14 protein-coding genes and 1 tRNA gene are annotated in these 12,376 nt (G+C 44.6%); 11 read left to right on the top strand and 4 right to left on the bottom strand.

Annotation, left to right across the window (positions count from 1 at the left end):
- Positions 1-13 precede the first annotated feature (13 nt).
- The 4 genes from CRECT_RS08415 to der all read right to left on the bottom strand — a co-directional run bounded on the left by CRECT_RS08415 (position 14) and on the right by der (position 3,741).
- Complete coding sequence (locus tag CRECT_RS08415; protein ID WP_002945825.1) at positions 14-427, bottom strand: hypothetical protein; 414 nt, start codon at positions 425-427, stop codon at positions 14-16.
- Positions 428-442: 15 nt separating this feature from the next.
- On the bottom strand, positions 443-1,408 hold the full coding sequence (gene trpS / locus CRECT_RS08410) for a tryptophan--tRNA ligase (RefSeq protein WP_002945807.1): 966 nt from the start codon (positions 1,406-1,408) through the stop codon (positions 443-445).
- Positions 1,409-1,817: 409 nt separating this feature from the next.
- Positions 1,818-2,345, bottom strand: coding sequence for a shikimate kinase (locus CRECT_RS08405; protein ID WP_002945818.1), 528 nt, complete (start codon positions 2,343-2,345; stop codon positions 1,818-1,820).
- Positions 2,338-3,741 (bottom strand): ribosome biogenesis GTPase Der, encoded by a 1,404-nt coding sequence (gene der, locus CRECT_RS08400; protein ID WP_002945822.1) that lies wholly within the window; start codon positions 3,739-3,741, stop codon positions 2,338-2,340. Before der ends, CRECT_RS08405 begins: the two co-directional genes overlap by 8 nt.
- A 102-nt stretch (positions 3,742-3,843) precedes the next feature.
- On the opposite strand from der, the gene CRECT_RS08395 reads away from it, so the two are divergent.
- The 11 genes from CRECT_RS08395 (at position 3,844) to CRECT_RS08345 (ending at position 12,229) form a co-directional block, all read left to right on the top strand.
- Positions 3,844-4,773, top strand: a complete 930-nt coding sequence (locus tag CRECT_RS08395; RefSeq protein ID WP_002945830.1) for a DMT family transporter — start codon at positions 3,844-3,846, stop codon at positions 4,771-4,773.
- Positions 4,773-5,579, top strand: a complete 807-nt coding sequence (gene kdsA, locus CRECT_RS08390) for a 3-deoxy-8-phosphooctulonate synthase (protein WP_002945806.1) — start codon at positions 4,773-4,775, stop codon at positions 5,577-5,579. The genes CRECT_RS08395 and kdsA overlap by 1 nt, the downstream gene beginning before the upstream one ends.
- Positions 5,569-5,895 (top strand): DMT family transporter, encoded by a 327-nt coding sequence (locus CRECT_RS08385; RefSeq protein WP_039888619.1) that lies wholly within the window; start codon positions 5,569-5,571, stop codon positions 5,893-5,895. Before kdsA ends, CRECT_RS08385 begins: the two co-directional genes overlap by 11 nt.
- Complete coding sequence (locus CRECT_RS08380; protein WP_002945803.1) at positions 5,892-6,215, top strand: DMT family transporter; 324 nt, start codon at positions 5,892-5,894, stop codon at positions 6,213-6,215. The genes CRECT_RS08385 and CRECT_RS08380 overlap by 4 nt, the downstream gene beginning before the upstream one ends.
- 9 nt (positions 6,216-6,224) lie before the next feature.
- Positions 6,225-6,695: a 6,7-dimethyl-8-ribityllumazine synthase gene (gene ribH / locus CRECT_RS08375; protein WP_002945815.1), complete on the top strand. Its 471-nt coding sequence runs from the start codon at positions 6,225-6,227 to the stop codon at positions 6,693-6,695.
- 1 nt (position 6,696) lies between these two features.
- Entirely contained in the window at positions 6,697-7,092 is a 396-nt protein-coding gene (nusB, locus tag CRECT_RS08370; RefSeq protein WP_002945813.1) for a transcription antitermination factor NusB, read from the top strand.
- Positions 7,089-7,775: an orotidine-5'-phosphate decarboxylase gene (gene pyrF, locus CRECT_RS08365; protein ID WP_002945802.1), complete on the top strand. Its 687-nt coding sequence runs from the start codon at positions 7,089-7,091 to the stop codon at positions 7,773-7,775. The genes nusB and pyrF overlap by 4 nt, the downstream gene beginning before the upstream one ends.
- Before the next feature lie 694 nt (positions 7,776-8,469).
- Entirely contained in the window at positions 8,470-8,724 is a 255-nt protein-coding gene (locus CRECT_RS08360) for a helix-hairpin-helix domain-containing protein (protein ID WP_002945811.1), read from the top strand.
- A 261-nt stretch (positions 8,725-8,985) separates the two neighbouring features.
- Positions 8,986-9,076 (top strand) — tRNA-Ser (locus CRECT_RS08355).
- Between the two features lie 153 nt (positions 9,077-9,229).
- Complete coding sequence (locus tag CRECT_RS08350; protein ID WP_002945829.1) at positions 9,230-10,537, top strand: tyrosine-type recombinase/integrase; 1,308 nt, start codon at positions 9,230-9,232, stop codon at positions 10,535-10,537.
- A gap of 75 nt (positions 10,538-10,612) precedes the next feature.
- Positions 10,613-12,229 carry a tyrosine-type recombinase/integrase gene (locus CRECT_RS08345; RefSeq protein WP_039888617.1) on the top strand — a complete coding sequence of 539 codons (1,617 nt, stop codon included), beginning with the start codon at positions 10,613-10,615 and terminating at the stop codon, positions 12,227-12,229.
- Positions 12,230-12,376 lie beyond the last annotated feature (147 nt).

Here is a 12,376-nt window from a genome sequence, read left to right as displayed (position 1 = left end):
TAGACTATGAATGTTATTTTAGCACATATCGCGATGAGGGCGGCCGATGCAAATGAACGGTGAAAGTCGCCCGGCGGGCTAGAGCAAATTTGCACGTCAAATTTGCAACAACGGCCGCAAGCGCGATAAACGCGGCGAAGACCTTTATCATAAACGCGATTTGCAAATTTGAGCCGAAATACCCGCCCGCCTTGGAGCCGACCCTGCCGCCGGTCATCATACCGCCCGTTAGAGCGAGCGGCGAAACGCAAAGCGGCATTATCTTTATCGCGACGCTTGAGGCGGCTTGCTGCGCTTTTTGCGCTATTTTTGCGGACGGTTTCTTTTTGGCTCGCAAAAAAATAATCGCGCCGAAAAACAAAAACCCGACGAAAATGATAGCGCAGATCAAGCAAATAAGCTGTGCGTAAGGATAGATCGCTTGCATTTTCCCTCTTTAAATTTATCTATAAACGCCCGTTGCGGCGCGTATTTTTTCCATCAGCGGCGCTGCGACAGCTCGCGCTCTTTTGGCGCCCTCGTTTAAAATTTCATCCACTTCGCCCGCGTGATTTAGATAATAATCAAATTTCTCTCTCGCGTCTGCAAAATAGTCCCAAACCAGCTCGTTTAGATACATCTTAAAGTGTCCGTGTCCTTCGCCTCCGCGCTCATACCTGGCTTGCAGGGCTTTTTGTCCGTCCTCGTCCAGGAATAATTTAGCGATATTATAGACGTTGCAGTTTTGCCACTGCTTAGGCGCTTCAAGCGGCTCCGAGGTCGTCACGATGCTTGAAATTTGCTTTTTTAGCTCTTTAGCGCCGGCAAAAATATCTATCGTGTTGCCGTAGCTTTTGCTCATTTTCGCGCCGTCGGTGCCCGGCACGGTAGCTACGTTTTCATCGACTTTATACTCCGGCAGGACGAAGATGTCGCCGTGCTCGTTGTTAAATTTGATCGCGATGTCGCGCGCTATCTCGACATGCTGGATCTGATCCTTGCCCACGGGCACGACCTGCGCGCCGTATAGCAGGATATCGGCCGCCATCAAAACCGGATAACTAAAAAGCCCGTGGTGCGAGGTTAGACCCTTGGCGACCTTGTCCTTGTAGCTGTGCGCGCGCTCAAGCAGGCCCATAGGCGTGTATTGACTCAGTATCCAGTAGAGCTCTAAAACCTCTTTTACGTCGCTTTGCACCCAAAATACGTTCTTTTGCGGATCGATACCCAGCGACAAAAATGCGCTCGCCGCCTCATAGGTGTTTTGTTTTAGCTTCCCTGCGTCGGCGACCGAGGTCATGGCGTGGTAGTTTGCGATAAACATAAACATCTCGCTTTGCCCCTGTGCCTCAACCATTTGTTTGATCGAGGCGAAGTAGTTGCCTAGGTGTAGTTTGCCGCTTGGTTGCAAACCCGTTAGTACTCTCAAATTTTATCCTTTTTTGCGGCTTATCTTTTTCCGCTTTACTTTGTTAGATTTTGCTTCGCTTCACTGCGACGCACGACAAGTGCGCCTCATTCGCAAAGCAAAATCTGCCGCGTCTAGCGAAAAAATATCGCGCCTTATTTTTTGCTTTTATAAAATTTGCACGGCTATTTGACAATATTGCCGCTTATTTTTGTTACATTAAACTTTTGCAATCCGCCGAATTTGAACTTAAATTTTAGCCCACTTAAGATTTGACGTTCGCTACTCAAATTTCAGCGATACAAACCGCTCCGAATTTTCACGCCGATACGGCCAAACGCTTTCGCATTAAATTTAAACCGCTCAAATTTAAAAAATAGAAATTTAAAGCCTCAAATTTGAAATTTGCACTCAAATTTCAACTGAAATTTTACTTAGTCCTTTTTCTTGATTTTAGTTGCACCTCGATCTCTTTCGCGACTTGCTCCAGCTCTTTGCCTTCGACGTCGATTATGAGATCGGCGACACTTTTATACATCTTTTTTCTCTCGTTAAAAAGCTTTTTAGCCGCGTTTAAATCCTTTAAAAGCGGGCGTTTGGCGTAGTGCATCTGTGCTTCGCCGCTCTCGTCGATTCGCTTTAAAATCGCTTCAAAACTTGATTTTAGGTAGATGATTTTTCCGATTTTTTTAAGGCCTTTAACCTTTGCAAAGCCGCCGCCCGCCGCGATCACCGAGGATTTTACGTTTTTGGCCAGCTTTTTAGCGAGTTTTGCCTCGCATTTTCTAAAATACTCTTCGCCCTTAGTCTCGAAAATTTCTCGGACTTTTAAATTTTGCTCGCTTTCGATCAGCTCGTCGGTGTCTAAAAATAGCTTACCCGTTTTTTTTGCGATATGCCTAGCTACCGTGCCTTTGCCAACGCCCATAAAGCCGATAAAAACTAAATTTTTACTCACTTTTTCCCTCGTTTTCCTCGTCCGAGCCGCTGCGATTTTTCGGGATCAGCACGATTGGAGTGCCAGGTAGCTCGAATTTCTCGCGCAGTTTGTTCGTTAGGTAGCGCTTGTAGCTAAAGTGCAGGGCGCGCGGACGGTTCATTACGAGCGCGATTTTCGGCGGCGCGAAACCAAACTGCACCGCGTAGTAAATTTTCACGCTCTTGCCCTTTTCGCGCGGTATCGGATGCGCTTTTACCGCCTCTTCGATAGCTTCGTTTAGCCTTGCGGTTTGGATTTTTTGCGTGTAGTTTTTATAAACTTCTAAAATCAGCGGGTAAATTTTATGCACTCTTTTGCCGCCTAGAGCTGAGACGCTGATGATCGGCGCGTAGGCGAGAAATTTAAATTTATCCCTGATCTCGCGGCTAAATTTATCAAAATCTTCCTCGCTTTTGTCCCATTTGTTTAGCACGATGATGACGCCGAGCTCAAATTTAGCCGCAAGACCTGCGATGCGCTCGTCAAGCTCGGTTAGCGGCTCGGAGCTATCAAGTACTAATAGCGCGATGTCGGCGAGCTCTAGCGCGGATTCCGTGCGGTTTAGCGCGTATCTTTCGATGCCTTCTATCTTGCCGCGTTTTCTGATGCCCGCCGTATCGACGAACTCAAAAATCCTATCCTCATAGACGAAAGTCTCGTTTACCGGATCTATCGTCGTGCCGGCTACGTCGCTCACGACCGCGCGAGATTCTTTTACTAGCGCGTTTAGCAGCGAGCTTTTGCCGACGTTTACGCGTCCGATGATGCCTACTTGGATATTTTTGCGTTCATAATCCTCGCGGGCTGACATCTCCCTAACCACCTCGCCGTCGTCGCCGAAATTTTCTAAAAACTCGTCCAGATCCTCGCCCGTGTCGGGCCTGATTTCGTCTTTTAGCTGTTTATAGATCCAGTCCGCTAGCTCGTCGATGCCCGCGTTGTGGCTAACCGAGATAGCAAAGCTCGTTTTTGCGCCGAAATTTACAAACTCGTAGCTTCGCAGCTCGTCTTTTTTGCTATCTATTTTGTTGATTACGAGCGCGGTCGGTAAATTTAGCTTTAAAAGCGCGTAGTATAGGGCTTTATCCTCGTCACTAGGCATCATTTTGCCGTCGACCATAAAGATGATGGCGTCCGAGCTTCTGGCTTCGGCTAGGGTTTTTGCCTTGACGTTTTTAAAGAGCTCGCTGCTGTCGTCGAGTCCGCCGCTGTCGATCAAAACGCAGCTTTTGTCATAAATTTCTATAATCGTTTTGTTCGTATCTCTCGTCGTGCCGCTAACGTCGCTGGTGATGGCTATACGTCTGCCGGCTAGGCGGTTAAAAAGCGAGCTTTTGCCGACGTTTGGCTTGCCGACTAAAATTATCTTTTGCAAAATTTTCCCTTAAAAATCCCATTAAATTTACGGCGAAGTTCGCCGCGTTAAATCTCAATTATACAAATTTTTTGCTTACATTGTTTATAAATTTAAGCCGTTTTGCACTACAATACGCCCAAATTTAAAGGAAAAATTTTGTTTCGCAGATACGTTTTGCGCCATTTGGGCGCTTATTATATGATCATCGCGTGTATGTTTTTTGCCGCCGTCGGAGGCTTTGCGAAGGTTTTGAGCGAGCAGATGCCTAGTATCGAGGTCGTATTTTTCAGAAACGCCGTGGGCCTTGCTATCGTGCTTTACGCTATTTACAAAAGGCCGCCGACGCATCAAAAAGGCGGGCAGCTTTTCGTGCTGATGTTTCGCGGATTTATCGGTACGATCGCGCTTTTTGCTCTTTTTTACAACATCGCTCACATAAATTTAGGCGCGGCTTATACTTTTCAAAAAACCAGCCCCATTTTCACAGCGATTTTTGCGGCGGTTTTTTTAAAAGAAGCGCTTAGTAAAAAGGGCTGGGGCGCCATATTTTTGGGCTTTATCGGCATACTTTTTATCATCCAGCCAAATTTAGGCATCAGCAAAACCGACTGGCTGGGGCTTGGCAGCGGCGTTGGGGCGGCGCTTGCGATGCTTAGCGTCAGAACTCTGCGCAAAAGCTACGACACGAGCGTCATCGTGCTTAGCTTTATGGCGTGGGGAACGGCTCTGCCGATGCTTTTGATGGGGCTTGCCGAATGGGCCCGATTTGAGCCTCTAGATTTTTTGCTTTCGCCGTTTGTGGCGCCAAATTTTAAAGGCGTAATCCTCATCGTACTGATGGGACTTGCGGGCTATTTTTTTCAGTTTTATATGACCAAGGCGTATGCGGCGAGCAAAAAGGCCGGCTCTGTCGCCGCGATAAGCTACATGGACGTCGTGTTTTCGCTAGTAGTGGGCTTTTTTATGGGCGATACGCTACCTAATGCGGCGGCGTTTTTTGGTATAATGCTGGTCGTTATCAGCGGAATAATCGTAGCAAGGGAGAGATGATGATACTAATAGCAGGGCCTTGCGTCATCGAGAGCGAGCAGCTCGTTTTCGACGTGGCAAAAAGGCTGGTTAAATTTAACGAAGATAAGCGGATAGATTTTTATTTTAAATCAAGCTTTGACAAGGCAAATCGCACGAGTATAAGCTCGTTTCGCGGGCCCGGACTTGAAAAAGGGTGCGAAATTTTAGCCAAGGTCAAAAAGGAATTCGGCTTTAAAATTTTAACCGATATCCACGAGAGCTACCAGGCCGCACCCGTAGGCGAAGTGGCCGACGTGCTGCAAATCCCGGCGTTTTTGTGCCGCCAGACCGATCTACTCGTGGCCGCGGCTAAGACAAAAGCCGTGGTAAATATCAAAAAAGGGCAGTTTTTGGCAGCCTCTGCGATGAAGCATTCAGTCAAAAAAGTGCTAGAAACTCGCGGCGTAAAGGGCGATGGATACGAGGTCGCTAAACAAAACGGCGTGTGGCTAACGGAGCGAGGCAGCACTTTTGGCTACGGAAATTTAGTCGTAGATATGCGAAATTTGGTGCTAATGTGCGAATTTGCGCCCGTGATTTTCGATGCTACTCACAGCGTGCAGATGCCAAGCGCTCTTGGCGAAAAAAGCGGCGGGGACGCGAGATTCGTGCCTTATCTAGCGCGAGCTGCGGCGGCTGCGGGCGTGGACGGATTTTTTTATGAGACGCATACTAATCCTTGCGAGGCGCTTTGCGACGGGCCGAATATGTTAAATTTAGACGAGCTAGACGCAAATATCGCTCAAATTTTTAAGATAAAAGACGTTCTTGGCGATGTCAAATAAAGGCTTTTTATACGTGATGATCGGTGCGCTGGCCGAGTGCGGCTGGGCGTATGGGCTAAAGCACGCAAGCGGCGGGTTAGAAAATTTAGCCACGGCAGGGCTGGTTTGCGTGAGCTTTTTTATGTTTATGCTCGCGTTTAAATACCTGCCTACGAGCGTCGCATACACGCTATTTGTAGGCTTTGGCGCGTTTTTTATCGTGATCGCCGAGATCGTAAGCGAATACGCGAGTGGCAGCGAGATAAATTTGATGCGGGTATTTTTCATAGTGATGCTGGTAGCGGGAGTGCTCGGACTAAAAAGGCTCAAAGCGTGAGTCACTTCGTAGCCTTGCTATTTGCGGGCGCTTGCGAGGTGCTAGGGGTGTTGTTTTTGGCTAAGCTTAAAAATGCAAAAGGTATCAAAAAGGCGGTAAATTTTACACTCGTAGCTTTTACGTTTTTTTGCTCGTTGATGCTACTTAGATACTCTATGCGAGCCATCGCGATGTCGGTCGCGTATGCGATCTGGACGGGCATCGGAGCGGTCGGAGCCGTGGGCGTCGGGATGGCGTTTAACAAAGAAAAAATGAGCGCGCAAAAAGCGTTTTATTTGTTTTTGATAACCTTTAGCGTGATAATGTTAAAAATAATTTAAGGAGAAACTATGAAAATAATTGAAGGAAATTTGGCTTTAAAAGGCGGCGAGAAGATCGCTATAGTGGGCGCGAGATTTAACCACATCATCACCGATAGGCTGGTGGAGGGTGCGAGGGACGCGTTTTTACGTCACGGCGGGGATGAGAAAAATTTGAGCCTCATTTTGGTGCCGGGCGCGTTTGAGATACCGATGGCGCTAGAAAAGGCGCTAGCAAGTGGTAAATTTGACGCTATTTGCTGCGTGGGAGCGGTGATCCGCGGCTCTACGCCTCACTTTGACTACGTTAGCGCCGAGACCACCAAGGGCATCGCAAATGTCACGCTAAAATACGGCAAACCGGTGACCTTTGGCGTGCTAACGGTAGATAGCATTGAGCAGGCCATCGAGAGAGCGGGCTCAAAGGCCGGGAATAAGGGCTTTGAGGCGATGACGGGCGTGATCGAGATGCTAAGCTTATATAAAAATTTGGAGGCGTAAAATGGCGACTCGTCATCAGGTTAGGCAGGCTGTCGTTTCGCTGCTCTACGCGCGCGAAATGGGTAGCTGCAGCGAGGAGTTCGTCGAGGAATTTTTAGAAGAAAAAAAGATCCGAAACGATCAGCGAAGCCTCGCGCTGTCGCTTTTTCACGGTATTTTGGAGCATGCAGATGGGCTTGACGCGCTACTAAACGCACGCCTAAAAGAGTGGAAGATAAACGAGATCGGCAGCATCGAGCGCGCAGTGCTGCGACTGGGGGCGTACGAGATGAAATTTACCCCGACCGACAAGGCCGTCATCATAAACGAGGGCATCGAGCTCGGCAAGGAGCTGGGCGGAGACTCGGCGCCGAAATTTATAAACGGCGTGCTAGACGCGTTAAAGGCAGATCTGTGAAGCTCTGCGTCGCGCTTGATCTGGGCTCGAAGCAGCAGTGTTTGCAGCTAGCGGAGCGGCTTGCGGACTTTTCGGATAAAATTTGGCTCAAAGTTGGGCTGCGAGCTTATTTGCGTGACGGAGCGGGATTTGTGGGGGAGCTAAAAAAGCTCGGAAATTTTAAAATTTTTCTCGATCTAAAGCTCTACGACATCCCAAATACGATGGCCGACGCCGCCGAGGAGATCGCAAAGCTTGGCATAGATATGATAAACGTGCATGCAAGCAGCGGCAAGCGCGCGATGACGACGGTGATGGAGCGACTGGACAAGCTCGGTTCGCGCCCGCTAGTGCTTGCGGTCTCTGCGCTAACGAGCTTTGATCAGGCGGAATTTAGCGCGGTTTACGAGCAAAATTTAAGCGACGCCGTGCGAAAATTTAGCGTGATGAGCTACGAAGCGGGGCTTGACGGCATGGTCTGCTCGGCATACGAGAGCCGCCTGATAAAGGACGCAACGAGCGCAAATTTTATCACGCTCTGCCCGGGCATACGGCCGTTTGGCGAGAGCGCAGCAGATCAAAAGCGAGTGGCGGATCTAGGCGTCGCGCGCGAGGCGGAAGCGGATTTTATCGTGGTCGGTCGGCCGATCTATCAAAGCGCCGATCCGCGCGAAATTTGCGAGCGAATTTTGGATCAAATTTAGCGCCGAAGCTTGCATAAAATTTGACGCAAGCTCGTTTTAAGCGGAATTTTCGCGCGAAAGAAATTTTAATCAAAATGCACACAAAGGCGGCTCGGATGACGTCGAAGCGCCGCCGTCATCTTTTTACAAAATCCGTTGGAGTTTGAAACTTTGAGAGTTACCTGCTAGCACCTGCCCCGTGATGCTGTTAAAATTTACTCCGTTGGAGTTTGAAACTCGGAGAGGCAAGCTGCGGAATACCCCTTACAAACCGTTAAAATTTACTCCATTGGAATTTGAAACTTTACGGCCTCAAGATCAGCCATTGACTTCAACCAGTTAAAATTTACTCCGTTGTAGTTTGAAACGCGCTTGGCCTCGCTAGTGCAGGCGATCGACGAGATCGTTAAAATTTACTCCGTTGGAGATTAAAAACGTTTAAGCTTTGCCGCGCCCAAGCTCCCTGCTAGCTTGCGGATAAAATTTCCGATAATGAGTGTGGCGGCGGACGTCTTAGTACTAAAAAGCGGCGCGCATAAGCGCAGCGGCGGCCCGGCGGCGAGGTAAAATTTTAAAAATTTTTCGCACCGCATGGATAAAATTTTAAAATTTGCCTCACACGAGTGAAATTTTGAAATTCCGCACTCTCAAGGGGCTTTAAAATTTTATCCAAATGGTGAGCCGAGCGAAATTTAAATAATGATTGGAGTAAAATTTGAGTAAAGGCGCGAGTGATTTTAAGAAAATCCCCTATGTCGGCGAGGCGACAGAAGCCGATCTGCTGGCGCTGGGCTACACTGACATCGCTTCGCTAAAGGGCGCGGATCCGGACGAGATGTTTGAACGCACAAAGGCGCTCGGACGCGGCAGCGACAGGTGCATCCTCTACGTTTACCGCATGGTTTGCTACTATGCAAATACGCCTCGTCCCGACAAAGCCAAGCTGAAATGGTGGCTTTGGAAGGACTAAATTTACGAATTTGACCCGCGCGAGTCGTTTAAATTTGAGCGGATTTGCTAACGACCGAAGCGGCTGTATCTGCAGCACGAAACGGCGCCTCACAAGAAGCATAAATTTAACGGACGGCGCATCAAAGAGTGTGCAAATTTGTATATGGCACGGTGAAATTTGCTTGCATATCGGTTTTTTAAAAGCCTTTTTGCTTTAACGGTCGTAAATTTAAGCGGTATATCAGGAGGCTTTGCGTATAATCACTTTTCTTATTTTCGCGGACAGATGGGTGAGTGGCCGAAACCACACCCCTGCTAAGGGTGCAGCTTCTAACCGGGGCTCGAGGGTTCAAATCCCTCTCTGTCCGCCACCAGATATTCAAATTTCCTTGCAAATCGCGTATTTACCGATGTTTGCACTCATAAAAAATACAAATTTACTGTACTAAATTTCGGACTTTTTTCGCTTGTGATAGAAAATTCGGCAATTTGTGATAGAAATTTTTCAAGACTTGGAGTAAAGCATGCTCTCTAAGTTAATCACTAAAATTTCAAACAGACCTAATTTTTATTATTTCGATACGGCTATGAAAGACGGTAGAAAAACCACCGTCAGATATTGTCTTTTTACGGACGACGAGAGTGAAGCTCGTACGCTTGCGAGTAAAATAAAGACTAAAGCAAATTCGATGTTAATGCAAAGAATTGCGAGGAAGCCTATTTCTCTAGCTTTATTGATAAGAAATCAAAAAAGATCGAAAGAGAATATAGATTCTTTCATAAAGGCCAATAAGCTATTTTTAGATATCGGCGAATACAAAAGTCTTTTTCAATCTGCCGTCGCCGAGTTTTATAACGTGACATTGTATCAAGAACAAAGCACCCCTGCTCTAGAAACTCCCTCTATCATACAAAAAGACACGCAAAAGCCTAAGCGGCATCTATCGTTTGAAAAAATAGCCAAACGCTACATACAAACCGAATGCGAAAAACTAAAGTCAAGCGATAAGACGAAGGGTTATTACGTAAAGACGGGCAAAATTTTAGACGAGTTCTTTAAAAACAAAGATATGTCGGAACTTGATTATAATAGTGCCGAGAATTTTCAAAGTCATTTGTTAAAAACCCAAAAACTTCACAAGAAAACCGTAAACAATTATATATCATACTCTAAAAGATTATTTGAATATGCTATAAGAATCAACGAAGTCGCCAGCAATCCATTTAAAACCTTAACTTCATTTAAGATTACGGCCGAAGAAAAATCTCCTAAAGACAACTTTACTATGGGCGAGCTTGGTTTGGTATTTGATACAGATAGGCTCGATTTACGAAACTATATGATGTTTGCCCTCTATACCGGCCTGCGGTTAAATGAAATTTGGCAACTAGACGGCACGAGCATAGACGAACGAGAGGGCGTAAAATTTATCAATGTAAAAACCGCAAAGCAAAAAGGAGGAGCCGTTAAATACAGACAAATACCAATACATCAAGATATAGATTATCTTAGCGATATGAAATGGCTTGAAGAGATAAAAGTAGACAGAGGCAATTGCGACTATTTTAGCAAGCGACTAAATAAACATATTCATACAATCATACCGGAAGCAAACGTATCGTTTCACCGACTTAGAGGAAATTTTGCTAAAGCCGTAAAGGATTATTGCTTAGAAAACGGAATCGCAGATATCACATCCATTCTTCTAGGGCATTCCACCGACTTGGCGACCGATACTTATGCAAAAGGCATATCGCTCAAAGTTAAGCAAAAAGTGATGAAAGGTTTGGATATATTTAAATTTTTAAAGGAACAAAAAACACCAAAATAGCCATTTAACGACATTCAAAAGCTTCTGAAGGATGACTTATAAACTTTCGCTTATATTTCAAGAAAAGGATAATAAGTGGAACTAAACGTAAGGAAACTATTCGAAGTAAGCAAATACGATGAGCTTGATCATGGTGCTATTAAACGGCATTATATGTGCGAGCCTAAAAAGTTGTCTGACGATATAAAAAGCTGTTTTAAGCAGATCGGTAGGGTCAAGGGAGCTTCTAGAGAAAAATGGCTTAAGGCCTCGGGGGTGCTTGTAAGTAAATATTGCGAAAGTATTCCTAAAAGCGATATCGAAAAATACCGATCTTTGGCGGATGATTTTACCAAAAATAACAAAAATAAGGGCTTTTTAAGATTCCAAAAAGAGATAGACGAAATCATAGATCACAAACTGTCAAATTTGTATACCGACGGGGCAAATTCTTATCCAGAAAAAGAAACGATAAAATTTACGAAAGGCGGTGTTTTGGTTGGCGGAGAATTTATTTCGAATCGTATCGCAAAGGCTATCGGTAGCTATGCATTAAAAAAATCTAAAAGTAAAAATAGCTATGAGCAGTTAAGGAATAATGCGCCAGATAAAAACATTATGGAATTATTGGAGGAATATTTGGAAGATAAGAGGGATATGCAGAATTGTACAAAGTCTACAATAAAAGAATATAGGCTTGCAATCAGTAGACTAAAAAAATTTTTGGATGAGAATGGGATTAGTCTTGTGGACGTGAAATATGAAGATGCTAAAGGTTTTCAAAAGTATATTTCCAACCAAAGTAGCAAGGATAGATCCAATAATACAATCGGTTATCTGTCTAAATTCTTTGAGTACTTGGAGTATAGGGGAATAATTAATAAAAATCCATTTTTTAAAAATATGCTTATGAGGTATAGAGTAAATAAATATAATAAAAAGAGGAATTTTAAGGATGATGAATTTATAAAGATTTTTTCAGGAAAATACAAGATAGAAAAAGAACTACTTGATTATATAAGATTTATTTTACATACCGGACTTCGTATGGAAGAGTTTATGAGACTAGATAAAGATAGCTTTTTTGAGAAGAATGGCATAAAGCTTATTAGAGTCAAAACTGCTAAACAAAAATTCGGAAATACCTCAGAAGACGAAATGGTCCTTCATAAAAATATTCACGACTTAGCCAGTTATGACTGGATAGACAATATAAAGCGTATTTGTAAAACTAAAAATGCTTTGGAGCATAGGGTTAATAGGGCAATAGACAAGGTTGTAAATAGTAAAGATGTTAGCGCTCATCGTTTGAGGGGGAATTTCGCTCAGATAATTCGCGAGTACGACGCTTGTAAAGGTGTTAGCGAATTTATGCCAGATATTGCTTCGGTACTAAGACATGCGTCAAACGACTCAAATTTTATGAGCAACAAACGAGAGCAATTACCAAATATAACTAATTTAATGTTGCGAAACAACAAGTCTAATTCGGAGCTTATATATTCTCAGAGTAGCGCTATAAGAACACAAATGCATATATTGAAAGCATTTGACGGCATCCCGCAGGAATATTTTGAATATCTTAAAAGTAACGACTTGCCACATCTTAAGACTAAAAATAGTAGCACCGTTAAGCAATGCCAAAAAATCAAAAAAAACCAACGCCGTATTTATATTACTCCAGCTCCGATGACTTGCATCGATATGATTTAAAAATTTAAAATCAAAAGAGTGCAAAGAGGGTAATAATGAGCTTATTACCCTCTTCCTTTTTTCATTTCACTTAAGATTAAATTTATATTTAGCTAGATATGGAGAAATTTAAAAAAACATTGATTCAGACAGGTTTGCTTCGTAAAT

This window comes from Campylobacter rectus, assembly GCF_004803795.1.
GTDB classification, from domain to species: domain Bacteria; phylum Campylobacterota; class Campylobacteria; order Campylobacterales; family Campylobacteraceae; genus Campylobacter_A; species Campylobacter_A rectus.
The sequence above is the reverse complement of the archived record's forward strand: the minus strand, read 5'-3'. Positions and strand labels throughout refer to the sequence as shown.

What these genes read in the sequence shown, in the direction of transcription:
- CRECT_RS08415 (WP_002945825.1), bottom strand. Translation starts at nt 427, where the DNA reads ATGCAAGCGATCTATCCTTACGCACAGCTTATTTGCTTGATCTGCGCT.
- kdsA (WP_002945806.1), top strand. Translation starts at nt 4,773, where the DNA reads ATGATACTAATAGCAGGGCCTTGCGTCATCGAGAGCGAGCAGCTCGTT.
- CRECT_RS08385 (WP_039888619.1), top strand. Translation starts at nt 5,569, where the DNA reads ATGTCAAATAAAGGCTTTTTATACGTGATGATCGGTGCGCTGGCCGAG.
- ribH (WP_002945815.1), top strand. Translation starts at nt 6,225, where the DNA reads ATGAAAATAATTGAAGGAAATTTGGCTTTAAAAGGCGGCGAGAAGATC.
- nusB (WP_002945813.1), top strand. Translation starts at nt 6,697, where the DNA reads ATGGCGACTCGTCATCAGGTTAGGCAGGCTGTCGTTTCGCTGCTCTAC.
- CRECT_RS08350 (WP_002945829.1), top strand. Translation starts at nt 9,230, where the DNA reads ATGCTCTCTAAGTTAATCACTAAAATTTCAAACAGACCTAATTTTTAT.